This window comes from Helicobacter sp. MIT 03-1614 (assembly GCF_000762925.2).
Taxonomy (GTDB): Bacteria; Campylobacterota; Campylobacteria; order Campylobacterales; family Helicobacteraceae; genus Helicobacter_C; species Helicobacter_C hepaticus.
In genome coordinates this window covers 14,531-37,804 of the sequence record NZ_JRMS02000001.1, presented here as the reverse complement: position 1 = coordinate 37,804, position 23,274 = coordinate 14,531, and the positions used below count along the sequence as shown (strand labels likewise).

20 protein-coding genes are annotated in these 23,274 nt (G+C 36.3%); 8 read left to right on the top strand and 12 right to left on the bottom strand.

Going from position 1 to position 23,274, the window contains the following annotated elements; genetic code table 11:
- Positions 1-21: 21 nt before the first annotated feature.
- From LS66_RS00190 to LS66_RS00180, 3 genes are read right to left on the bottom strand one after another with little or no spacing between them, the layout of a single operon-like run.
- Positions 22-1,563 (bottom strand): AAA family ATPase, encoded by a 1,542-nt coding sequence (locus LS66_RS00190; protein WP_034365008.1) that lies wholly within the window; start codon positions 1,561-1,563, stop codon positions 22-24.
- A 14-nt stretch (positions 1,564-1,577) separates the two neighbouring features.
- On the bottom strand, positions 1,578-2,483 hold the full coding sequence (locus tag LS66_RS00185; RefSeq protein WP_034365005.1) for an NAD(+)/NADH kinase: 906 nt from the start codon (positions 2,481-2,483) through the stop codon (positions 1,578-1,580).
- Between the two features lie 8 nt (positions 2,484-2,491).
- Positions 2,492-3,100: a hypothetical protein gene (locus LS66_RS00180; protein WP_011116137.1), complete on the bottom strand. Its 609-nt coding sequence runs from the start codon at positions 3,098-3,100 to the stop codon at positions 2,492-2,494.
- 239 nt (positions 3,101-3,339) lie between these two features.
- Here LS66_RS00180 and yedE point away from each other — a divergent pair, with 239 nt between their 5' ends.
- The 4 genes from yedE (at position 3,340) to LS66_RS00160 (ending at position 8,039) form a co-directional block, all read left to right on the top strand.
- On the top strand, positions 3,340-4,566 hold the full coding sequence (gene yedE, locus LS66_RS00175; protein ID WP_034365002.1) for a selenium metabolism membrane protein YedE/FdhT: 1,227 nt from the start codon (positions 3,340-3,342) through the stop codon (positions 4,564-4,566).
- 11 nt (positions 4,567-4,577) lie between these two features.
- Positions 4,578-4,817, top strand: coding sequence for a sulfurtransferase-like selenium metabolism protein YedF (gene yedF, locus LS66_RS00170; protein WP_011116139.1), 240 nt, complete (start codon positions 4,578-4,580; stop codon positions 4,815-4,817).
- Between the two features lie 244 nt (positions 4,818-5,061).
- Entirely contained in the window at positions 5,062-7,089 is a 2,028-nt protein-coding gene (locus LS66_RS00165; protein ID WP_034364999.1) for a BspA family leucine-rich repeat surface protein, read from the top strand.
- 326 nt (positions 7,090-7,415) lie between these two features.
- Positions 7,416-8,039, top strand: a complete 624-nt coding sequence (locus tag LS66_RS00160; RefSeq protein WP_034364995.1) for an outer membrane beta-barrel protein — start codon at positions 7,416-7,418, stop codon at positions 8,037-8,039.
- A gap of 74 nt (positions 8,040-8,113) precedes the next feature.
- On the opposite strand, the gene LS66_RS00155 is transcribed toward LS66_RS00160, so the two are convergent.
- The 7 genes from LS66_RS00155 to rimO form a co-directional block, all read right to left on the bottom strand.
- Positions 8,114-9,310 (bottom strand): hypothetical protein, encoded by a 1,197-nt coding sequence (locus tag LS66_RS00155; RefSeq protein WP_034364992.1) that lies wholly within the window; start codon positions 9,308-9,310, stop codon positions 8,114-8,116.
- A gap of 20 nt (positions 9,311-9,330) precedes the next feature.
- Positions 9,331-10,239, bottom strand: coding sequence for a J domain-containing protein (locus tag LS66_RS00150; protein ID WP_011116146.1), 909 nt, complete (start codon positions 10,237-10,239; stop codon positions 9,331-9,333).
- A gap of 123 nt (positions 10,240-10,362) precedes the next feature.
- Positions 10,363-10,911: an isochorismatase family protein gene (locus LS66_RS00145; protein WP_034364989.1), complete on the bottom strand. Its 549-nt coding sequence runs from the start codon at positions 10,909-10,911 to the stop codon at positions 10,363-10,365.
- Between the two features lie 9 nt (positions 10,912-10,920).
- On the bottom strand, positions 10,921-12,126 hold the full coding sequence (locus tag LS66_RS00140) for an acetate/propionate family kinase (RefSeq protein ID WP_034364988.1): 1,206 nt from the start codon (positions 12,124-12,126) through the stop codon (positions 10,921-10,923).
- A gap of 19 nt (positions 12,127-12,145) precedes the next feature.
- Positions 12,146-13,141, bottom strand: a complete 996-nt coding sequence (pta, locus tag LS66_RS00135; protein ID WP_034364985.1) for a phosphate acetyltransferase — start codon at positions 13,139-13,141, stop codon at positions 12,146-12,148.
- Positions 13,142-13,333: 192 nt separating this feature from the next.
- Positions 13,334-15,340 carry a methyl-accepting chemotaxis protein gene (locus tag LS66_RS00130; protein WP_011116150.1) on the bottom strand — a complete coding sequence of 669 codons (2,007 nt, stop codon included), beginning with the start codon at positions 15,338-15,340 and terminating at the stop codon, positions 13,334-13,336.
- A gap of 93 nt (positions 15,341-15,433) precedes the next feature.
- Positions 15,434-16,780, bottom strand: a complete 1,347-nt coding sequence (gene rimO, locus LS66_RS00125) for a 30S ribosomal protein S12 methylthiotransferase RimO (protein WP_034366993.1) — start codon at positions 16,778-16,780, stop codon at positions 15,434-15,436.
- Positions 16,781-17,205: 425 nt separating this feature from the next.
- Between rimO and LS66_RS00120 the strand changes: the two genes are divergently transcribed.
- Positions 17,206-17,796, top strand: a complete 591-nt coding sequence (locus LS66_RS00120; RefSeq protein ID WP_034366996.1) for an outer membrane beta-barrel protein — start codon at positions 17,206-17,208, stop codon at positions 17,794-17,796.
- Here LS66_RS00120 and fabI read toward each other — a convergent pair.
- Positions 17,793-18,623 (bottom strand): enoyl-ACP reductase FabI, encoded by an 831-nt coding sequence (fabI, locus tag LS66_RS00115; protein ID WP_034366999.1) that lies wholly within the window; start codon positions 18,621-18,623, stop codon positions 17,793-17,795. The genes LS66_RS00120 and fabI overlap by 4 nt on opposite strands.
- Positions 18,624-18,755: 132 nt before the next feature.
- Here fabI and LS66_RS00110 point away from each other — a divergent pair, with 132 nt between their 5' ends.
- The gene (locus LS66_RS00110) at positions 18,756-19,142 is read left to right on the top strand and encodes a hypothetical protein (RefSeq protein WP_011116154.1); all 387 of its coding nucleotides are present in this window, start codon (positions 18,756-18,758) and stop codon (positions 19,140-19,142) included.
- Between the two features lie 10 nt (positions 19,143-19,152).
- On the opposite strand, the gene LS66_RS00105 is transcribed toward LS66_RS00110, so the two are convergent.
- Positions 19,153-19,860 carry a triose-phosphate isomerase gene (locus LS66_RS00105; RefSeq protein ID WP_034367002.1) on the bottom strand — a complete coding sequence of 236 codons (708 nt, stop codon included), beginning with the start codon at positions 19,858-19,860 and terminating at the stop codon, positions 19,153-19,155.
- A gap of 193 nt (positions 19,861-20,053) precedes the next feature.
- Between LS66_RS00105 and polA the strand changes: the two genes are divergently transcribed.
- Both polA and LS66_RS00095 read left to right on the top strand, forming a co-directional pair.
- Positions 20,054-22,792, top strand: coding sequence for a DNA polymerase I (polA, locus tag LS66_RS00100; protein WP_034367005.1), 2,739 nt, complete (start codon positions 20,054-20,056; stop codon positions 22,790-22,792).
- 126 nt (positions 22,793-22,918) lie between these two features.
- Positions 22,919-23,224 (top strand): hypothetical protein, encoded by a 306-nt coding sequence (locus LS66_RS00095; RefSeq protein ID WP_011116158.1) that lies wholly within the window; start codon positions 22,919-22,921, stop codon positions 23,222-23,224.
- The last annotated feature ends 50 nt before the right edge of the window (positions 23,225-23,274 follow it).

Below are 23,274 nucleotides of genomic sequence, written 5' to 3'. Positions count from 1 at the left end.
GCCCTGCCTTTAATGGAATAGCTAAGTTTTTAAATGTGCTCTTGCAAACTCAAGTGCTTGTGCAGTAATTTTTGCTCCACTAATAATGCGCGCAATTTCTTGCACTCTGCCCTCTTCATCAAGCTTTGTAACTATGCTTTTTTCTCCTTGTTTTTGCACAAGATAATGATTATCTGCCAAAGAGGGCATATGCGTTTGATGAGAAATAGCAAAGATTTGATAGCTTTGGGAAAGCGTTTTAAGAATCTTCGCTACACCCTCACTTTCCTCTCCGCTTAGATTCGCATCAATTTCATCAAGCACTAAAATCCCACTGCGTGGTTCAAGTTGCGTATCAATGCACATTATCGCAAGTCGTAAGCGATTATATTCCCCAGAGGAGAGCACATCTACACTACTATTGCCAAGTTTTATTTCGCATAAGCTTTCCCCACTTTCATTCATTTTCACATTTTCTATTTTTATGTTGCTTTGGTTTAACCTAAGCTCTGCGCATAATTCTTGAAGCAAAGCATTAAATTGCGGCGCAAAGCGTTCGCGGTTTGTATGAAGCAGTTGGGCATTTTTTTTGCATTCTAGGGAAAGTTCATCTACACGCTTTTGCAAATGCTGTTTATCAAAGCTGAGATTTTCATATTCTTGGAGTTTTTGCTTTTGTTCTTCAAGGTATGCTAGTGCTTCTTTAATGCCACCAAATCGGCGGTTAAGCTCGGAGAGTGCGGCAATTTTATCTAATATTTCTTCAGGATTAATCTCTGCTAAGTCCTCCAAACGCTCTTCTTGGGCTTGGACAATCGCTTCAAATTCATTTAAGCCTTCAATAAGATTGGGGCAGCTTTTATCCACAAGCCCCAAAAATTCTTCAAAACCGCGTGAGAGTTCAAGTGCTTGACGCACCTTATATATTTGCTCTTTGATTTTTTCTTGCTTGGAGAGCATTTTTTTAAGGGTAATAAGCTCTTCGTATTCGCCCTCTTTTGGATTTATAGATTCTATTTTGGCAATTTCAAATGCTGCAAACTCTTTTAAATTAGCAATATTTGCCTCTTGAGCTTGTATATCACTTAATTTTTTGTGGGCTTGGCATAATGCTTGATAATCTGTTTGAAACTGATTGAGAATCTCCTTGTGTGTAGGATTTTCACGCGTGATAAATAAATCAAGAATCTTAAGAATATTTGCAGGTTTGAGTTCATCTGCACCTTTTGTGCTGATATGCTTTGCAAAGCCTGATACTATTTCATAGAGTTTTTTTTTGGAACTTGATGCGTGGTTGATGAAATAACGTGTTTTATCTTTTTTGAGAATGCTAAGAACGATTTCATTTTCATTATCATTTGGAATGCCATATTCTAGCCAATCAAATGTGGGCAAATCAATCTCAATGTTTGCTTCAATGAGGTCGGCATTGCTTTCTTTAATCCCAAAAATTGCAAGCAGAGATTCCATAAATACTGACTTACCACTGCCACTCGCACCACTAAAAACATTAAAGCCTTTTTGCACATATAGCTCTAAATCACTAAAAGCGGGGGAATTATGGATTAAGATTCTCTTAACCATTTTTACTCCTTGTTTTAATGCTCCTCACCCCATTTAAATTTTTCTTTTAAAACGCTGAAATAATCTCGTGTAGGGGGATACATCAGCATAGCACTTTGGGGCAGAGCTTGAATTTGCACTCTATCAGAGGGCATAATATCAATCATTTCTTGCCCATCAATGATAAGTTTTGCTCTTTCTTTGGCATAAAATTCTAGCATAAATTCATCACTTAAGACTAATGGGCGCTGCGTGAGCGAATGTGGTGCAATGGGGGTAAGCAAAATGTTGCGACAATAAGGATAAATAACTGAACCACCTGCACTAATATTATATGCGGTAGAGCCAGCAGGCGTGCCGATGATAAGCCCATCACATCTATAAGTATTAAAATATTTTCTATCAATACTTGCATCAATATGCACCATACCGCTTAATTCGTGTTTGGAGATAAGAAATTCATTGATGGCAATAAGCGTTTGAGCAGGAGATTGGTTTTTATTGTCTAAATTGTCTTCGTATGCGGTATTTAAGGTGGAATATATACGCGCTTGAAGCACGAGATGTTTTTGCAGAGTGTAATCCCCACTTTTAAGATGAGAAGTAAAGGTATGTAGATTTTGAGGCATAAGTGCCGTAAGAAAGCCTAATCGTCCTGTATTAATCCCCATACAAGGTAGTTCATATTCAAATGCGCGGCGAAGCATAGAAATAAGTGTCCCATCGCCACCAAGGCTAAAAAGTGCATCACATTGTGTAGCAAGCTGATGAAAATCTCTTCCTAAGAGTTCAATCATACCCCCACTAATGCTTTCTAATATCACTTCAATGCCAGCATTATTAAGCTCTTCTTTTATTTGCAAAAAAGTCGTTTTTAGCTCCGGGCTTGAAGGGCGCAAGATAACACCAACTTTTGTAATAGGGGCATTATGAGATTTCATTTTAGAGTCTATTCCACATAGTATGCGCGGACAACAAATCCCCTTTGATTTGCCTTTTGCTGACTTAAGCCCTCAAATGCTGCGACATTTGGCATTCTTTTGCTCACTATATAAATAGCCTCTCTTGCGCGAAAACTCGCTAATCCTTCTTGTTTAAGCTCTGGGCTTAGCCCTGCATAAGGGAGATTATCTACCACGCCTGAAATCTCAAAAGCCACAATTTTATTATCTGCCCTTGCCATTGCTACAATACCACTTGTAAGCTCTTCAGTGCAGTTTTTTGGCATACCCCAACGTCCTATTTTCATATTGACACAACGTGCCACGATTTTATCTTTTGGTTTGATAGAATAGCGGAGTTTCACAGGAGTGCTCTCTTGCTCTTTTTTTAATGCTTTGGTTTGGGCTTTTAAACGTTGAATTTGCGTGTCTTTAGAATCAAGTTCAGATTTTTCTATTTTTTCTTGCTGTAAAAGATTAGATTCTATTTTTTCACTAATATCCTCAAGCGAAATATCAGAATCTGCTGCTATATAATAATATACACCACCAAGAGCCACTAAAAGTAGCAGGACAAATATTAAAAAAATTTTTATTTTTGATGAATTCCTTTCCATAGCTATACACTCCTTGTATATGTCAAAAGCTAGAGGTTATAACGCCTTTGGTGCTCCTTATTTTTAAGGAATACAAGCAAAAAATATTCCACCATAAGGTTAAGATTCTATTAAGTCGCTGTAATATACAATCTTAAATTTATCTTAGAAAGGCTTTCGTGTAAAGCATTACATTAGAGACGCATCATACTTCTTTTTCTTACGCACTCTAATTTTATTTTGTTATTTTGGGGAATGTTATGTTTGAGGATTTCAAGCAAAGATTCCTAGTCAAATTTTGGTCGCCTATGCCTGCTATTATCGCACTTGGCGTAATGGCTGCTTATTATTTTGGTTTGACTGGGACTTATTGGGCTGTTACAGGTGAATTTACGCGTTGGGGCGGACATATTATGAATCTTTTGGGTGTGGATACAAGCACTTGGGGTTATTTTAAGATTCTAGGTTTGCAAGGAACTCCGCTAGATAGGGTAGATGGCGTGATGATTATTGGAATGTTTGCAGGGGCGTTTGCCGCTGCGGCAATGGCAAATAATGTCAAGTTTCGTTTGCCTCAAAGCAATATTAGAATCGCTCAAGCCCTTATCGGTGGGATTATCGCAGGATTTGGTGCGAGGATTGGTATGGGTTGTAATTTGGCGAGTTTCTTTACGGGGATTCCACAATTTAGCCTGCACGCGTGGTTTTTTACGATTATGACGCTTGTTGGTGTGTGGCTAGGCACAAAGGTTGTTTTACTCCCACTTTTTCGCTCTCATACAAAGCTAGAGAAAGTCAGCTCACAAAAAGACATTGGAAATAGCAAAGAAAATCAGAGTAGGGCAAAACTCCTTTTTGCACTTGGTGTTTTGGTATTAGTTGGAATTGGCGTTTGGGTAGCGTATCTAATGGCGTATGGCAATATTCCAGAGGGTAAAAAGATTCCGATTTTAGCGCTTGCAGTTGTATTTGGTGTGGGATTTGGCTTTATCATCTCACGTGCGCAGATTTGCTTTACTTCTGCCTTTAGGGATTTATTTATCACAGGGCGTGGATATATGGCAAGAGCGGTGATTGTGGGAATGATGGTTTCAACTATTGGCGTTTTTAGTTACATTATGCTTGGACTTCCGCCTAAAATTATGTGGGCTGCGCCAAATGCAGTGATTGGCGGATTGCTCTTTGGCTTTGGTATTGTGATTGCAGGAGGGTGTGAATGTGGCTGGATGTATCGCGCAGTTGAGGGGCAGGTGCATTATTGGATTGTAGGTGTTGGTAATGTCATTGGCTCTACGCTTTTGGCAGCGACTTGGGATTATTATTCTGTGCCGCTTGCGACAAGCTTCCCTAAAATTAATCTTTTAGAATCCTTTGGTAATTATGGTGGCTTGGTGGTAAGCTATGTGCTGCTTTTTGCATTCCTTGCCTTTGTGCTGTTTCTTGAGCGGCAATATTTTGCCAAAAATAAACGATTTGAACGCGCATAAAGGAGGAGAATATGCAACAAGAAATTATCCCAAATTTTAGATTAGACTTGCAAGGTGAGCCTTGCCCTTATCCTGCGGTAAGAACTCTGGAGGTTTTGCCCGAGCTTAAAAGTGGCGAGATTTTGGAAGTGCTAAGTGATTGCCCACAAAGCATTAATAATATCCCCATTGATGCGAAAAATCACGGCTATGAAGTGTTAGGAGTAGAGCAGCTAGGAGCCACGATAAGGTATCTTATCAAGAAGCCTTAAAATATGCAGATTAAGATGTTTAAGCAAAATTATTTTATAATGCGACATTTTAAAACTTCGGGGGAGTAGCAATGGCAAGAAAGGCTTGTAATATAATTAAAGATTCTTACACACATAAGATTTCACAGAGTGAATCTACTAATCCCCCCCCCCTACTTTTATTGCTTATGTATTAAAGCCTAATTCCTCTTAATATTTTCGTTAAGTTATAAAGTAAATTTAAGAAAATAATCAAGGAGAGAAAATGAAAAAACAAATTATCTTTGGATTTGTGTTTTTAGCTTGTGTGGGGGCAGTTGCATTTGGAATAAAGGCATTAAGAGATTCTAAATCTCTTGTTTCTGAAAATGTAGAAAGTGTATTGCTCCAAGATACTCAAAACAATATTGCCACACTCAATAATGCCGATTCTACTTCTACTGATGTATCTCAAAATCCAAATGAGACTTATATATTACCTCCTATAATCCCAGAAGTGCCACTTCCTGAAGGCTTGGAAGCCAAAGATTTTAAGTTTAACCAACAAGATAAACCTCATTTCAAGCACCCATACGACCCCGATAATTACACTTATGACTTTCCACTATTAGAGTTAAAAGATTCTCAAGGACATTCATTATTTGAACTTCCTGATAAACCCACTGAGATGATGATACCCGTCAATCAAAAAGATAATGAAATCATATATGCTACACCCTATTTTATCCTAAAAGAAAATACTTTAGATAAATCTTTTGGTGTAACACTCATAGGAAAGAATGAAAAAGCTATTTTAATGTTTGGGGAGATAGACCCAGAAGAAACTTGTTGCCAATTTTATTCTATACCCAATGGGCTAGAGTTCAGCGTTGATTTTGCAAAAGTTGTAGGGGATTATTTTATTTTTTATGATTCACAAAGCAAACGCACAGCCATAGCAAGAATACTTTATGATGGTGAAAAGAAACTAGCTCATTGGTGGCTTTATAATCACGGCTATATTGAAGTTACTGAAGATTTTGAAATAAATGGTCTTTTGTTGTCAGATGATATTTTTAAGTCTGTATATTATGATGGTATTTATGGAGGACAAAATAAATCCGCAGAATCTGAAGAATCCGAAGTAATGTATATAGCTATTGACAACAAGGGTATCTTTCACCCAAAGGATAAATATGAGCTCTATTACCTTCTCACCTCTGAAAATATTGATTTTAAAAATATTGACACAAGCAACATTACAGATATGAGCTTTTTGTATGCCTTAGAATGCGAGCTTGATTATGATGATTTCTTCTCCTTTTGGGGGTGTATGCGAGATAAAAATGCACCAAGTTTCCAGCCTAGTGATTTTTCACATTTTGATGTCAGCAATGTTACCAATATGTCATATATGTTTGCAGGAGTAACTTGGGAGTTTGATGGACTTAATGAATGGGATACCTCTAAGGTAGAAAGTATGGAGGGTATGTTTGCGAATGCGAGCGCATTCAATGCACCTTTGGATAAATGGAATGTAAGTAATGTTAAAAATATGCAATTTATGTTTACAGGAGCAATAAGTTTTAATCAACCATTAAATGCGTGGAATGTCAGCAATGTAAAAAATATGAGCGAAATGTTTTGGAATGCAGAGAGTTTTAATCAACCTCTTAACCAATGGAATGTGGAAAATGTTGTAAATATGACATACATATTTAAAAATGCCTCTACCTTTAATCAAGACTTAAATATGTGGAAAGTCTCGCGTATGCTTGAAATGGAATATAATTGTGATTGTCTTGCGGAAGAAACTTTTAAGGGCACACCTTTAGAATCTCATTTGCCAAATTGGGTTTACAAGCTGACAGAGAAAGAACAAGCAAAGCTTGAAAGCATACCCAAGAAAGGAATTATATATTACCCACAAGATAAAGAGGAGCTTATTTTATTGTTGAGACAACCCATACGAATAGCTCTTGATCATATTGATACGAGTGCTATTACAGATATGGCAGGATTATTTTCTGAATATGTCTATTATCGTCATTCTGGTTGCCAAATACAAAAGTGGAATGTGAGTAATGTTAAAACAATGAGGGCTATGTTTAAAGATGTAAAATCATTGAATTGCGATTTGAGTGGGTGGGATATTTCTAATGTAGAGGATATGAGTGAGATGTTTGAAAACACTTCAATGTCTTTTTCGCTTGAACAATGGGGAGAGCAGCTAAAGAGCAATGTAAAACAAGAGGCGATGTTTAAAAATACACCTTTAGAATCTAATCTACCACAATGGTATAGAAAAAAGTAAATCTACCCTCAAAAAGGCGTATCAAAAATATCATTTCACACAAGAATTTTATGTCGCGTAGCATTTGATACGCACACACTTCAAATTTTTCCCACTAGCAAATGCACGCCACGCAATGCACTCACAAAGCAAGGCAAACCTACGAGTGAATATGACTACGCACTCAACAAACACAGCCTTAAGATTCTCTCCATATTGCTACATTTTTCTACATAAATATATTTTTTACACCCCAAAATTTTACTTAAAAGCAAAATTGGTAAAGAAAGGGCTGTAGACTTTAAATAGCGTTTAACGCAAATTTATTAATATTAAGGTGGTTTCTAATGAAAACAATCAAAAAATATAAATATATAATAAGTTCTACTCTTGCCCTTGCTTTGGCTAGTTCTGCACTTGTAGCTGAGGAGAGTGGTGCATTTGTAGGTGTTGGTGTAGGCTATGGTGCCTCTCAAGTTAAATTTGGGAGCGAAAAGACGGATTTGAATGGCATAAGCTATGAAGTGATTGCTGGTTATAAGCAATTCTTTACTCCTAGTTTTGGATTGCGTTATTACATAAACTTCGCTTATGCAGATGCAAGTAAAAAAGCAAAAGACGGAGACCCGGAACTTATAGGCAATGTAATGGATTATGGCGTAAATGTTGATGCACTTTATAATTTGGTTGCAAGTGCAAATGCGAATTTTGGTGTATTTGTGGGTGTAGGAGCTGGTGCTAATACTTGGGGCGGCAGAGATATTGAACATTTTAATAGTAAGACAGGGCTAAATGTTGCGCTTAATGCTGGTTTAAGGAGTCAATTTGGCAAACATCATAGTATAGAAATCGCTGCTCGCGTGCCTTTTATTGCTACGACATTGGAAAAAGCAGATGCGGCAGCAGGTACTCCAAAAGTAACAGCCTCGCATACTTATAATGTCGGTGCGAGATATGTCTTTAGTTTCTAGGATAACTCCTCCAAAAATTAATGTCCTCACACACTCTGCCTAAAGAGTGCCAAAGGGCGGAGTAGATTCTATACTTAATGATAGAATCTACTTAACTGCGAGTTGTGGATATAGCCATATATAGCTCCACTGCCATCAGTTACATTAGGTGGAAAATACACGATAGGCAGCCATATTGGTTTCTCTCTATCAAGTATAGCATTTATCCACTGCAAACGTTTTATGCCTCCACAAAGTTGCCCGCAATAGTCGTCTATATTGTTGTTATAGGTTGCTAGTAATATGTTACTCTCTCCGTATATATGTGCTTGATAAGCATCTTTAAAGGTAAGCGGTGGATTTGCGACACAATCCTTTTGTAAAGTGCAATCTATGCGATAGGAATCTTTATATTCATCATATATAATAAGTCCTTTTTCAAGATTTAAGGCTTGTGCTTGATTTGAGGGCATATCTTTTTTATAAATACGAGTGAGAATCTTGCCATTTGGGCTTTGGCGGAGATTGATATATTCATCTTTTGAATTATATTTAAGAATAAAGCCATAATCCTCTGCCTTTGGGCGAGGAAAATACTTCACTACCACATCGCCCAAAAGTTCAATGGAGATGAGTTTAGCATCTATAAAATAATGAGCAGAGTAATTAAAATGTGGGTTTGTTTTGATTTTTTCTTGTTTGGCATTTTTGATAGATTCTGTATAATCACTACTGCTTGTTCTATAATTTTTTAGTCGCACTTTTGCCCTTACTGCACTTGCGCCATAAATTGGCTTTGTGAGAGATGGAGGTAGAGTATTATTGCTTGAATGCTCATTGCGCCTTATAATTTCAATGATAATGCGGGGGTCATCATCAAAATGCTCTTTCCACCACTGCAAATTTCTTAAATGTATGCCAAACAATTTGAATGCGTCTGCATTATAAGACATATACGAAAGAGAACCAAAATTGGTATAGGGAAAAACAAAAGGTATTTGCTTTAAAGTGGCAGTATCAGGGTAAAAGTTCAATACACTTAATACACCAATATGACCATAAAGTTTGTGCATATTCATACCGCCATAGTCGGCTAATTCTAAAACGCCGCTTAGCTCTATCTCGCCATTATAAATCGCCCAATAACCCCATATTTTTGCAATATCAAGTGAGGAGTGAGTAACTTCCCCTTTTTGCTTTAGCTCTGGAAAGTGTCTTGTAGCCTTGTATTGTTCTGCATTAAGATGTATAAAATGAAAAATTAAGAATAAAAGTAGTAAAACAAAACGCATCCCCCCTCCATTTGTATTTGCTAAGAAGCTTTTGTGTAGCTTTTAATCCTCTCATACGCTTCTTGAATCTTCCTAAATCTGTCATTATAGCTTTCAACAATTTGTTCATCTTGCCCAAATACATTATCGGGGTGATATTCTTTAGCAAGTTTAAGGTAGTTTTTTTTCACAAATTCAAAATCATCTTGATAATGGCATTCTAATGTCATATAGCAGTTTCGCAATATGCGTTCTTCTTCGGTAAGAAACGAATTTTCAAATTTACCCAAACCACCCCGATTTTTAAAGCTATCATAATCAAAGTCTAAAATGATATTGTGAATAACTTTAAAGCTAATGAGATTAATGATACTTTCCCAAAAGTAAGGCTTTGTGCTATCTAGATAAATCTCATCTCTATCACACCCCACATAATAATCCTCAAAAATATTTGCAATATATCGCCGAGCTACACTATTAGCTTGGTCCATTTTTAGCATTACGCGGCGCGTATTTAAGAGTCGTAAAGCAATTTTCACGCGTTGGATAAGCGAATTTTTTTTCACAATTTTAATGCGAATAGGTAGATAAGTAAAATCAAGCAAATATTTTAAATCTTGCAATGGCTCTTCAATAGGCTTCTGCATAGAATCTATCGCGTCTAAAGCTGGTTTTTGAGCCTTCTCTCCTAAATAAGGCAAATCACTTTGCAAAGAATCTAGAAAATGATGCAATTTTTGATGTTTTTCATCTTGCCCAAAAGCGTGATATGCCCAATTCACAAGATAATCTTTTTTGAATCTCTCGCCATCATCAAGGATAAGAATCGTGCTTGAGAGGCGATAACTTTTAGAGAAATATTTTTCTGCATAGGCAAGGGCTTTGTGAAGAAAATCACTCTCTTCCTCAACAGTGATTTGAATATATTTTTGCAAGAGTGTTACATTCATTGCCTGTGTCTATCCTTTGAATAATCTTTCATTTGTTGAGCAAATAAAGCAAAGAAAATTCCTTAAATGCCCTCTTTTAGAAACCTTTATATACAAAATCGGATTAAAGAAGACTTATTTAAATTATTTTACTAACGCACTGATTGCCTTAAAAGAGGCGTGCATAGAATCTCCTAAAATTGCAAAAAGAATAGATTCTGTAGGAAGCACATTTACCCCTTGTTGCGTGCGGAAAAAATCAAGCGCGAGATTATGATTAATCTCATTGCGCGAACTCAGCGCATCTGCGGCAAGTATACACTCATAGCCCAAATCCTGCGCAGCAATAACACTTTGCAGGACGCAAATATGACTTTCTATCCCAAAAAATACAAGACTCTTGCACTTACTTTTGGCGATATAATCTTTGATTTTTTTATCACCAAAGATACCAAAACTTGTTTTTTCTAATACTTTTGCATTTGGTGGCAATTTAATTGCATTATCCGTTTTGCCTAGTCCTTTGGGATATTGCTCTGTGATAAGCAAAGGCGCTTTTAGAATCTGCGCAGATTCTAAAAGAATATTAGTATTTTTTATTACCTCATCTTTATGAGCCATAAGCCCTAAAAGCCGCTCCTGCACATCAATGCAAATAAATAAAGTTTTCTTTGCTTTGATAAAGGGTTGCATTTTGTGTGCCTAGTCTTTAAGCTGTGAAACGATAGCTCTTGTATCTCGTGCGATGACAAGCTCTTCATTTGTAGGAATCACACACACTTTCACTTTAGAGTTTGCAGTAGAGATGATTGCCTCTTGCCCACAGATATTATTTGCCTCCTCATCAAGCTCTACACCCAAGAATTCTAAATGTTTTACAATCATACCGCGTATAAATTTTGCATTTTCACCCACTCCTGCACAGAAACTCACAGCATCTACTCCATTCATTGCTGCACAATATGCGCCTACATATTTCATTACACGATAAGCAAAAGCAAGTCGGGCAAGTTTGGCGCGTTCATTTCCGCCTAAATCTGCATCAAGCAAATCTCTAAAATCACTTGATACGCCAGAAATACCTAACACACCGGATTTTTTATTTAAAACATTTAAAATGCTTTGAATATCCAAATCTTCACGTTTTGAGATGTATTCTAAAATTGCAGGGTCTAAATCTCCACAGCGAGTTCCCATAATCAAGCCCTCTAATGGCGTTAGCCCCATACTTGTATCTACACATTTACCATTTTTAATCGCCGAGATAGATGAACCATTGCCCAAATGACATACGATGATTTTAGAATTATAATAATCAAGCCCCAAAAATTCTGTTGTGCGTTGAGAGACATATTTATGGCTTGTCCCGTGGAATCCATATCTTCGCACTTTGTGTTTTTCATACCATTCATAAGGCACACCATAAGTGTAGGCTTGCGGTGGCATACTTTGATGAAATGCTGTATCAAAAACTGCCACCATAGGAGTATTTGGCATTTTTTGCTTACAAACATCAATGCCCATAAGGTTTGCTGGATTATGTAGTGGTGCTAAATCTGAACATTCTTTGATATGTGCAATAACCGTGTCATTAATGAGCACAGATTCTTTAAAAAATTCTCCTCCGTGAACGACACGATGTCCAATGGCACGAATATCATCAAGCGAGCTAATTGCTCCATTTTGCTTATTTGTAAGAGCTTCTAGCACCATTTCAATGGCTTTAGTGTGATTTGGCATAGCTTCTTTTTTCTCACTTTTTTTGCCCTCTTTATTTTTATATTGTAAGACTGAACCCTCAATACCGATTCTATCGCATATACCATTTGCTAAGACTTTTTCTGTGTCAGTGTCTATAAGCTGAAATTTTAAAGATGAACTCCCACAATTAATGACTAAAATATTCATTTCTTCTCCTTGTATGAATTTATTTGGCTTGAAGTGCAGTAAGAGCTACTACACCCACTATATCATCAGCGCTACAACCACGTGAAAGGTCGTTGATAGGCGCACCCATACCTTGCGTGATAGGTCCATAGGCTTCCGCTTTTGCGAATCTTTGCACGAGTTTGTATCCAATATTTCCTGCATCTAAATCAGGGAATACAAGCACATTTGCTTTTCCTGCTACATTTGAACCTTTTGCTTTAGAAGCACCTACACTTGGCACTATTGCTGCGTCTAGTTGAAGTTCCCCATCAACTTTAAGATTCTTATCTAAACTCTTAGCAATTTTTGTTGCTTCAACGACTTTATCAACATCTGGGTGTTTTGCACTGCCATAAGTTGAATGACTAAGCATAGCTACCATAGGTTCTTCGTGCATAATGGACGCGAAGCTTTTTGCACTTGAGAGAGCAATATGTGCAAGCTCTTCAGCACTTGGATTTTGACAAAGTCCGCAATCAGAGAATACAAATGTGCCATTTAATCCATAATCACATTGGGGCACTACCATTACAAAGAAACTTGATACAAGTTTAGAATCTGGAGCAGTGCCGACAATTTGTAGTGCTGCGCGCAATACATCAGAGGTTGCGTGAATTGCTCCTGCTACCATACCATCAGCCCTACCTGCTTTCACAAGTGCTGCACCAAAATAGAGATTATCATTTACGAGGATTTCACTCGCCTTAGATTTATCCATACCCTTGTGAGCGCGCAATTTGACAAGTAATTCAATCAATTCATCAAGCAATGCGGTATCTGAAGAATGGAGAAAAGTCGCTTTTTTAAGCACTTGAGCATTATCTTGGTATGTGGAGAGGATTTGTTCTTGTTCTCCAATTAAAATAAGCTCTGCAAAGTCTTCATTTAGAATTTTTACCGCTGCCTCTATTGTCCTAGAATCTGATGTTTCAGGAAGAACAATCGTTTTTTTATTCTTCCTTGCCTGTGTTTTAATTGTATCAATAAAACTCATAGCTACTCCTCCAAAATAAAAAAAAGTTATTAAGATTCAATCATAAACTAAGTGTGTTTAATTTATACATATTAAAAAGTAGCTTACTACTCAATGTGTATTTTTGATACATTTTAGACAAGATTTTTTTATCTTTTTTATTTTTCTTTATTTAACCTTAATGCTTTTTTTGAATGAAAAATAATTGAGAATTTATATTTTAAAAGTATCAATCATCTCATTAAGTGTTTTTGTTTGTGTGCCAAGTGTGCCTGAACTTTTTTGCATTTTTTCATTAATCTCTACAATTTGTGCTACACAAGAGGCAATCTTAATGCCATTATCTAAAATTTCTGATGTATTAGCATTGACTTTTTGCGCACCCTCTAAGTTAAGAAGTGATTTTTCCATTGCTTCTTGCACGATATTTGAGAGGGATTCTATATTGTTATGCATTATTTCGGATTGTTGTGTGAGATGATTCATAGATTGAGAGCTTTGCTCCATATCAGAGGAAATCTCATTGATAGATTGCAATATGGATTGAATAATGCTACTTGTTTCTGTAATGGATTTTTGAGTTCTCTCAGCTAATTTTCTTACTTCATCTGCAACAACAGCAAATCCTCTTCCGTGTTCTCCTGCACGTGCAGCTTCTATTGCTGCATTAAGAGCAAGTAAGTTTGTTTGATCTGCTATATCGGTAATTGCTATAAGCACACTTTGAATATTTTTTGCTTCATTAGCAAGGGAGAGTATTTTTTCTACATTTTGATTTTCTTTTATTGTAAATTGCCCAATCTCCTCATTAATAGATTCTATGATATGTTTTGTTTGATTAACATCTAAAAGCACAGATTCTAATGTTTCCTTTGTTGCTTGAGAGAGTGTAATATTTTGCTCTATGATAGAGTAGCTTTTTTCTCCAAGTCCTGTGTTATTTTCAGAAATCTTAGCAATGTCTTTGGTGTTGCTATCAAGTTTGTGGGAAACATCTATAAGTATTTGTGTAATAGAGAGATTATTTTTTGTTTGTTTAATTACTTCTAAAAATACATTGTGAATATAGCGGATAAAAGCATTTACAGAATGTGCCATAGCAGAAATTTCATCATTGGCTAATACTTTAATTTGCTCTCTTAAATCTTTATTTTGTGTAATATAAGCAAGTTTGGTATTGACATTGTTAAGTCGTGTGAGAATGTTTTTTACCACAATAAAGCATAAAAAGAGTGTAAATATCATAATAACACCCTCAAGTATAAGCCATTTAATAAACTCGTTTTGTAATGTTTGAATATGTTGAGTGATAAAGCTATCAAGCCGATGGGCGATAAAATCTTCCACTTCTTTAAGCACATTAATTTTTGTTGTAATGGTATCAAACCATACTTTTGGTTCAATCCCAAAATTTCCACTATGACGTTTAGAATGCAGAATCTCACGCATTTGTTGGACTTGTTCAAAGCTTGGATTTTTAATTGCATTTTTGTAAAAATCAATGCTCTCTTGTGAGGCAATTGAGAGAAAGAATTTTATATACGCATCTTGTTCGGCAATCAAAGAGACAACTTTATTATAATTATTATCATTTGGCACACCATTGTGGGTAAAGATACCATTAATAGTAGCGCGTTCTAGTCCTGCACGTTCTTTTGCATATAAAAAGCTTGTATAAGCCACCATAGATTTAGCAAGTTGTGCGTCATAAATGATTTTTGTAGATTCTAAAACACTATCAAGTAAAAAAGCTATCGTAGAAGTATAATAGCCAATAACTTGTGGTGCTATATTGATTTTATCTTCAATAGATTTATCTGCATCATTGCGAATCTGCTGTATTTTTGCCACAGATTCTAAACCTTGATGAAGTTGTGTAAGGTAGCTTTGGGGTAAATTGCTGCTTTGAGAGAGCATGTCGCTTAGAGCTTTATGTTCTTTATCTGTGAGTAGTCTCTGCCCTTTAAGCTCATTCGCAAATTTTGTGCCACTACTTGCGAGAAATCCAGCACTCATACCTCGTTCTTTTTGCATTTCGTGCACGAGTCTTGAGAGCTGTTCGGAGATGTGAATTTGTTTTTGTAGGTTTTGTGCTTGGGAGATAGAATCAAGCGTATAAGAAAACTGAATAAAGAGAAAATATATAAGTGCAATAATGGGAATTGCTACAAGTGCAAGAATTTGAATCTTGATGCTTAAATGGCGAAGTGCAGAAGTCATATTATTCCTTAAGGCAAAAATCAGAGTGCAAAGTCTAATGTATTGTGCCTTAAATTGTTATTACATTTTTTATGTTTTTTACTGATAGATTTGCTAAAGGTGGGAGAGGGCTTTGCCAAAAAGAAAATTATCTTTGCATTGAGTAATTTGCACACGATAGTATCCTTCTTTAAGGGTGAGCATTTGATTATTACTATCTACAATTTCACTATCATTTATCAGAATCTCCCCATCAATATCTTTGCCCCAAAGTTTTAATCGCGCTTTATAAAAATATTCACTTACTTCGCTTTTACCCTCAAGTATGGCATCTACTTCTTGTCCTACAAGCGCGAGATTATGAGCTTTGTATTGAGATTGGATAATTTTATTAAGTGTATTGATACGTTGATTTGTTATTTTTGTGTTAGGACGATTGGGCATAGAATCCGCAGCAGTGCCTTCTTGTGGCGAGTAAGCAAAAAGATTAATCCTATCAAAAGCAAAAGATTCTATAAACTCGTGCAATTCCAAAAAAGCTTTTTCATCTTCATTTGGGTGTCCTATCACAAAGCTTGTGCGCACAAAGTTATGAGGCACTGCTCGCATCGCATTAAGGAGTTCTAAATGAGTAGCTTTATCCGCACCGCGCCTCATAGTTTTAAGCATAGCATCTGCAATATGTTGGATAGGCATATCAAAGTAGGGGAGAAAGCTTTTTGATTGTGCTATACTTTCTATGAGTTGAAGTGATGTGCTAGAGGGGTAAAGATAAAGGATTCTCGCACTTATAGGAAGATTAAGATTATCAACTGCACGGATAAGCTGTATAAGCCCATCTTTTTGCCCTAAATCACGCATATATGAACTAGAATCTTGAGCGATAAAACTAAAATCTCTAAATCCTTGATTATAGAGATTTGTCAATTCTTTGAGTGTGGATTGCAATGTGCGTGAATGGAGTTTGCCTTTAAATGACGGAATCGCACAAAAGCTACATTGTTGATTGCAACCTTCGCTAAGTTTAATATAAGCGTGAAAAGATGAGCCGACAATCACGCGCTTATCGTTTTCATCAGCCAAAAAGACTTTATTAGATGTTATAGCGCGTCTTTGGGCTATCATACTATCGATTTTGTCATAATCACTCACGCCTGTGATAATATCAATCTCTGGTATTTCTTCTTTAAGCTCTTTGGTATAACGCTCTGCGAGGCAGCCACTTACTACAAGCAATGCACCCTTTTTGCGACTGCTTGAAGCGTGAAAGATTGTTTGAATGCTCTCTTGCTTAGCAGATTCTATAAACCCGCAAGTATTAATGATAATCACATCAGCACTCTCAAGCTCTTGTGTGAGGGCATAAGATTGTAATCGTCCAAGCATTACTTCAGAATCTACAAGATTCTTTGTGCAGCCAAGCGAGATGAGGTGGAGGCTCTGTTGTGCTTTAAAACGCATTGTTTGTGAATCCTTTATAAAAATAAAAGACACATTGTAAGTAAATTTGACTTAAAAATGATTGTGTTACGAAATTACATTCTTCAAAAAATTAAATTATAAAATAATAACAATTATTATTTTATTTATATATAATGCTTTGTATCAAATCATAAGATTGTGATTTGAGATAGTTTTATAAAGGAGGTGGATTATGTGGGCGTTTATTGCTGGAATCATTCTTGGCACTCAACTTTAATTTGAGGGTGCAGGGGCAGAAATCTGCCCTGTGATTATATATTCTCATATAAAAAGGAGGAAAATATGTTATGGTGGCTATTCGATTGGTCTTCACTTACACTAAGATTTTTATAAAAAAGTGCGATTTTTATATTAAGCTGTGGTTTGCTAAACTGATGAGCTTATAATCTTAAAAAGGAGAGAGAATGAAAAAAATTCTTGCTTTTATTTCGCTTATTTTTGCATTATGTGCTTTTGGAGCAGATGAGCAGTATCGCTTTATAGCAGGTGGAAGTATAGGTTCTCAAACCACTTGGTTTAAAAATGCTGATACAAATGTCAAATGGAGTAATATGGGTGAAACTTTATATAATGAAAAGGGTGGTTTAAGCGGACGCGGTGCGGTGGGCTTACAAATAAATACAAGCCAAAAGCTTTTTACGCGTATCCTTGCTGAAATTACGCATTCAAACCTCTTAAAAAGCGATTCAAAGCCAACATATCGGAGCTATGGTATCACTTGGGAAGAAGGGTATAGATTCACTCCACGATTTTATACATTTGGCGGACCGGGTGTGCATTATGCACAACTTAAGCTCAATGATGAGAGCACAAAAGGATTTGGCGTGAATGTGAATCTAGGACTAGGTTTTGTGCTAAGCGATTTTGTCAGCCTTGAGGTAATGGGACGAGGTAGCTTTCCTTTAAGCGATAAGTTTAAGGAACTAGGAGCTAATAATAATGAATCTCTGCCTATGCGTATTGACTACCTCGCGAATATTATGATTGCTTTTTAAGAGCGCAAAATATCCCAACGAGGTGTGATTTTGCCATCGACTTGCTCGGTGGCGCACATACCCATAATATTATATCCTGCATCTACATAATGCACCTCTCCTGTAACACCACTTGCAAGAGGGCTTAGCAAATACATTGCAGCATTTCCTACTTGTTCAATACTCACATTTTCACGCAAAGGCGCATTTGCTTCATTCCATTTGAGCATAATATTAAAATCACTTATCCCACTTGCTGCCAAAGTTTTAATTGGACCTGCAGAGATAGCATTGACACGAATGCCTTGTTTTCCTAAGTCATAAGCGAGATAGCGCACAGAAGATTCTAAGGCAGCCTTTGCTACACCCATAACATTATAGTTTGTTACATATTTCACGCTTCCAAGATAAGTAAGAGTAAGAATCGCCGCATCTTTATTGAGAAGAGGCAACATTGCACGAGAAAGCTCAATAAGTGAATATACAGAGATTTCCATAGCGGTATTAAAGGCTTGTTTGCTTGTTTGGACAAAATCTCCTTCTAATGCGTCTTTAGGAGCAAAAGCTACAGAATGCACGATAAAATCAAATGTGCCAAAATCTTTTTTAAGTGCATCTGCAAGTGCGCTAAAGTGTTCTTCCTTACTTACATCAAGTTCATATACATATTTTTCACTGCCTAGTTCCTCTGCAATAGGGCGCACTCGTTTTTCTAAAGCTTCATTTAAAAATGTAAAAGCCAAATCTGCCCCTTGTGCTTTACACGCTTTAGCGATACCATAAGCAATTGAGCGATTATTTGCCACACCTACAATAAGCCCCTTTTTCCCTGCTAAGATTCCAGACATACTTACTCCTTAAATAATTTATGCACTATTATACACTAGCTTGGTTATGTATAGACTAAAATATATTTGATTTTATTTTTTTGTAATTTTTGAAGGAATAAAATATCTTTAAAATTTTTTAGGAGGAATCTTATGAAAAAGTTAGGTTTGGTTGCTTTTACATTTTTGTTTGTAGGGTGTTTCTCAAATTCGCCTACACCACAGCTAGAGCTAGAGAAAAATGTTGAGCGAAATATCGCAGAAAAAAATGAAGTTGTGTTCAAAGAGACTTATGGCAAGGTGGTTAATGAAGTAGATGCTCAAAAGCTTAATGAATGCGTAGCAGCAGCACTTACTAAGCAACTTACACAAAATGAAAAACTTTTTTTGGGTGGTAGTGCTAAAGAAAGGCTAGAGACTAAAGATGCTTCAGAGTCTGCCTTAAAGAAAATAAGTATTACAAGCAGTGAATCTAAGGCTGCAATTAAAACTTGTAGCGCTGCTATTGGTGTGGCAAAAGCGATCGGTAAGATTAAGTAAAGGTTTTGTGCTATTTACTAGCACGAATAATATCCGTAAAGCTTTGTATATTGAGGCTTGCAGAGCCTACAAGCACACCATTTACGTAAGGAGTGCAAAGAATCTCTCTTGCATTTGTGGGATTCACACTGCCTCCATAAAGTAGCGGGGCACTTGTAAATGTAGCAAGCATTGAGTGAGTAGATTCTATTTGTTCCAAAGTCGCACTTTCACCTGTGCCAATAGCCCAAATAGGTTCATATGCAATAATAAGCTTAGGATAAGTGATGTCAATACCATTTAATTGTGTGCCTAGAAAGTCTTTGAGCGCATTTTTACCCTTTTGTCGCACACTCAAGGGCTCACCAATGCAGTAATATATTTCAAATCCTGCTTCTGCATAGAATCTAAATTTTTTATTAATAAAATCTTGATTTTCACCAAAAAGTGTCCTACGTTCGCTATGCCCAATAATAAGGCGATTAATATTAAATTCTTGGAGTTGGCTTAGTCCAATCTCGCCCGTGAATCCCCCATTTTGTGCAAAATACGCATTTTGTGCGCCGATATGAAAATGCTTAAAATTATTCGTAAGTAATGCCGTATGAGAAGGAAAAATATCTACTTGAAGATGAGATGATGTTTGCATATCTGTGAGTATAGAATCTAGCTCTTTTGCAAAGGTAGCAACTTGAATGCGTGTGAGATTTGCCTTGAAATTACCAGCAATGATAGTCATAATATCCTCTCTTTAATTAAAAAGTATAAAGACAAAATTGTATCTTAAAGTTTTAAAGGTTTCAATTTGTCAATTATTGATGTAAAGATTGATTTTTAAACTTATAGAATCTTAAATGGTTTTATGATATTTGCAAATACAATATTTTTCAGTTATGATTTCGCATTTTACCTCTCTAGCAAAGTGAGTTTAGATGAATACTTTGAGCGTTATTGATACTTTTGGGTTTTTTTTTCGGAGTTTTTACGCCCTGCCACCATTAAAAAATAAGGAAGGATTCCCCACAGGACTACTTGTAGGATTTTGTAATTTATTACAATCCCTTTATAAAGACCCCTCTTGCACTTATTTAGCATTTGCACTTGAGGGTGGAGGCGAGAATAAAAGAAGGCAAATTTATGATGCTTATAAGCGCAATCGTCAACCTCCACCACAAGAACTACTAATGCAGCTTCCTATTGCGATTGAATGGATTGAAAAAATGGGCTTTTTGAACATTAGCATTGAGGGCTATGAGGCTGATGATGTGATTGCCTCAATTAATAAAGTTGCTAATGCACAAAATATTGTTGTGCGTATTATTAGCCACGATAAAGATCTTTACCAGCTTATTGATGAGAATACTTATATTTATGATCCTATTGGAAAAAGGGATATACGAGAGGCTGAGTGCTTACACAAATATGGTGTAAATCCTAAAAACTTTATAGATTATCAAAGTCTTGTTGGGGATACGAGCGATAATATTGTAGGTATTAAAGGCATAGGAGCAAAAAGTGCTCAAAAACTCATTACGCACTTTGGCAGTATTGAATCTCTGTATGAGCGTGAAAGTGAGCTAGAAGAGGTAGTTACACCGCGTATTGCTCATCTTTTACGTGAAGGAAAGAACAATGCCTTTTTAAGCAAAAAGCTTGTAACACTTTATGATGATTTACTTGAAAATATTGATTTGAGTAAGTGTTTGATGCCAGAGAGCAATCCTATGCTTAAAATTTTAGATGAGCTTAAAAAATATGATTTGAAAAATATTATTTCCAAAGTGCAATCTCCACACGAACGATACGCGCAAAAAAGAAGTGCGCAAAAAGGTATAGGTTCGCTCAATGATATGCCCGATGTGATAGAATCTTCTTCATCTGCGCAAAGTTTTAGCTTTAAGGCGCATTTACTTGATAATTTTACGGCTTTAGAAGCTGTGCTTGATTCTATCCCTAGTGGTGCGAAGATAGGGTTTGACTGCGAAAGCGATAGTTTAAATGTGCAAGAAGCAAATTTAGTTGGATTCTCATTTTGTTTTGATGGAGAGAATGCTTATTATGTGCCAGTAGGGCATCATTATTTGGGTGTAGGGTGTCAGCTTACACATACTCAAGCAAAAATAGCTTTAAAGCGTATTTTTACATATCCACTTATTGGACATAATCTTAAATTTGATTTGAGTCTTATTTTTCACACTTTAGAGTTAGAGCACACAGGGGAAATTTATGATAGTATGATTTTAGGGTGGCTTTATGATAGTATTGCACCTATAGGGCTTGATAAGCAAATGCTTAAATGGTTTAATCATACAATGATTAGTTTTGATTCTGTGGTGGCAAAAGATGAAAATTTCTCACAAGTAAATATTGCTGCAGCTACACAATATGCAGCAGAAGATGCCATTGCAACCTTTAGGCTGTATCATAGGTTAGAAGAAGTATTTTATAAGCGTGAATGGAGTAGCATACTTGAACTTGCAAATAAGCTTGAATATCCTTTTATTAAAGTGCTTCTCGCAATGGAATGTGAGGGGATTAAAGTAGATATTCCACTTTTGGAATCTCTCAAAGAAAAAGCGAGCGAGCATATTTCGCAACTGAGTGCACAGATTTTTGAACTCTGTGGAGAGACTTTTAATCTCAACTCTCCTCAACAGCTTGCACACATACTTTTTAATCGTCTTGGATTGAAGGCAGGACGCAGTGTTAAAGGTGGATTAAGCACCGATGAGCGCACACTTCTTGCAATTATTGATGCCCACCCTGTAATTGCGCTTATTCTTGACTATCGTGAAGTAAATAAACTTAAAAGCACTTATATTGAGCCATTACTTCGTTTTGGTAGCGCAAATGATAAACATAGAATCTATACATCATTTCTCCAAAGTGGCACTGCCACAGGGCGATTGAGCTCCAAATCTCCAAATCTCCAAAATATCCCTGTGCGGCGAGAGGAGGGGCGAAAAATTCGTCAAGCCTTTATCAGTAAAGAAGGACATAGCCTTATTAGTATTGATTATTCGCAAATTGAATTGCGACTTTTGGCACATTTTTGCAAAGATTCTTCACTTATAGAATCTTTTAAACAAGATAAAGACATTCATTTTGAGACTGCTGCACGACTTTTTGGGGTAGAGTTAGCCGCGCAAAAACGTGCCATTGCTAAATCTATTAATTTTGGGCTTATCTATGGTATGGGGAGTAAAAAGCTTGCTCAAACATTGCAAATCTCACTTAAAGAAGCAAAAAACTATATAGAGAGTTATTTTGCGCTTTTCCCTACTATAAAGAATTTTTTAAATGCTCAAAAGGAGTTTTTGCTTGAAAATGGATATTCGCAGACATTGCTTGGGCATCGGCGATATTTTGACTTTAAAAATGCTACGGATTTTATGAAAGCAAACTTTTTACGTGAGGGGATAAATTCTATTTTTCAAGGGAGTGCGGCAGATTTGATTAAGCTCTCAATGTGTGAGATTCACAAGCGATATGGACATAGTGATTTTAAAATGCTTTTGCAAGTGCACGATGAGCTTATTTTTGAAGCCCCACAAGAAAAAGCACATATTTATGCACAAGAGGCAGCGCAGATTATGAATCATATCTATGAGCTTGAAGTGCCGCTTAAATGCGGTATCTCCATAGGCAAAAATTGGGCAGAGCTTAAGTAGATTCTCTAAAATTACACACTTTGAGTGAAGCAAATCCTTACCCTTAAGGATTCTATAAAGAAGTATGGAATATCATACGCGAATATATGGGGGCAAAGAGTTATTTGCTTGGAGCGGGAGGCATAAATGGCTCATATAGATAAAAAGATAGAATGTTTAGGAACATCTTTTCTTTGTAATGAATTATATGAAGTAAAGCTCAAACACGACAAAAGACAAGAAGTTGTTTTTAGGGCTATTCAAATTTCTCGGGATAGATTGGGCAATAAACTTGCTTATCTCAAGCCAAGAGCATATTTTGCAAATGGACAATCTGTATGTTTGCAGATGTTTTTGAGCTTTTGTGATTTAAATACACTGCAAGTGTGCGATGAAAAAGAAAAAGAGAGACTCGCACGATTAAAAGAACTCTCTGACATTGACATTAAGTGATTTGGCTATTTTGTAACAATGTTCAAGGTTAAAATGCTAAAATCTCCTCT

Bases quoted from the DNA above. Each gene is read 5' to 3' on its own strand.
- fabI (WP_034366999.1), bottom strand. From the start codon at position 18,623: ATGTCTGGAATCTTAGCAGGGAAAAAGGGGCTTATTGTAGGTGTGGCA.
- LS66_RS00165 (WP_034364999.1), top strand. From the start codon at position 5,062: ATGAAAAAACAAATTATCTTTGGATTTGTGTTTTTAGCTTGTGTGGGG.
- LS66_RS00150 (WP_011116146.1), bottom strand. From the start codon at position 10,239: ATGAATGTAACACTCTTGCAAAAATATATTCAAATCACTGTTGAGGAA.
- LS66_RS00155 (WP_034364992.1), bottom strand. From the start codon at position 9,310: ATGCGTTTTGTTTTACTACTTTTATTCTTAATTTTTCATTTTATACAT.
- LS66_RS00180 (WP_011116137.1), bottom strand. From the start codon at position 3,100: ATGGAAAGGAATTCATCAAAAATAAAAATTTTTTTAATATTTGTCCTG.
- LS66_RS00145 (WP_034364989.1), bottom strand. From the start codon at position 10,911: ATGCAACCCTTTATCAAAGCAAAGAAAACTTTATTTATTTGCATTGAT.
- LS66_RS00185 (WP_034365005.1), bottom strand. From the start codon at position 2,483: ATGAAATCTCATAATGCCCCTATTACAAAAGTTGGTGTTATCTTGCGC.
- LS66_RS00160 (WP_034364995.1), top strand. From the start codon at position 7,416: ATGAAAACAATCAAAAAATATAAATATATAATAAGTTCTACTCTTGCC.
- rimO (WP_034366993.1), bottom strand. From the start codon at position 16,780: ATGCGTTTTAAAGCACAACAGAGCCTCCACCTCATCTCGCTTGGCTGC.
- polA (WP_034367005.1), top strand. From the start codon at position 20,054: ATGAATACTTTGAGCGTTATTGATACTTTTGGGTTTTTTTTTCGGAGT.
- pta (WP_034364985.1), bottom strand. From the start codon at position 13,141: ATGAGTTTTATTGATACAATTAAAACACAGGCAAGGAAGAATAAAAAA.
- LS66_RS00140 (WP_034364988.1), bottom strand. From the start codon at position 12,126: ATGAATATTTTAGTCATTAATTGTGGGAGTTCATCTTTAAAATTTCAG.
- yedE (WP_034365002.1), top strand. From the start codon at position 3,340: ATGTTTGAGGATTTCAAGCAAAGATTCCTAGTCAAATTTTGGTCGCCT.
- LS66_RS00110 (WP_011116154.1), top strand. From the start codon at position 18,756: ATGAAAAAGTTAGGTTTGGTTGCTTTTACATTTTTGTTTGTAGGGTGT.
- LS66_RS00105 (WP_034367002.1), bottom strand. From the start codon at position 19,860: ATGACTATCATTGCTGGTAATTTCAAGGCAAATCTCACACGCATTCAA.
- LS66_RS00095 (WP_011116158.1), top strand. From the start codon at position 22,919: ATGGCTCATATAGATAAAAAGATAGAATGTTTAGGAACATCTTTTCTT.
- LS66_RS00130 (WP_011116150.1), bottom strand. From the start codon at position 15,340: ATGACTTCTGCACTTCGCCATTTAAGCATCAAGATTCAAATTCTTGCA.
- LS66_RS00120 (WP_034366996.1), top strand. From the start codon at position 17,206: ATGAAAAAAATTCTTGCTTTTATTTCGCTTATTTTTGCATTATGTGCT.
- LS66_RS00190 (WP_034365008.1), bottom strand. From the start codon at position 1,563: ATGGTTAAGAGAATCTTAATCCATAATTCCCCCGCTTTTAGTGATTTA.
- yedF (WP_011116139.1), top strand. From the start codon at position 4,578: ATGCAACAAGAAATTATCCCAAATTTTAGATTAGACTTGCAAGGTGAG.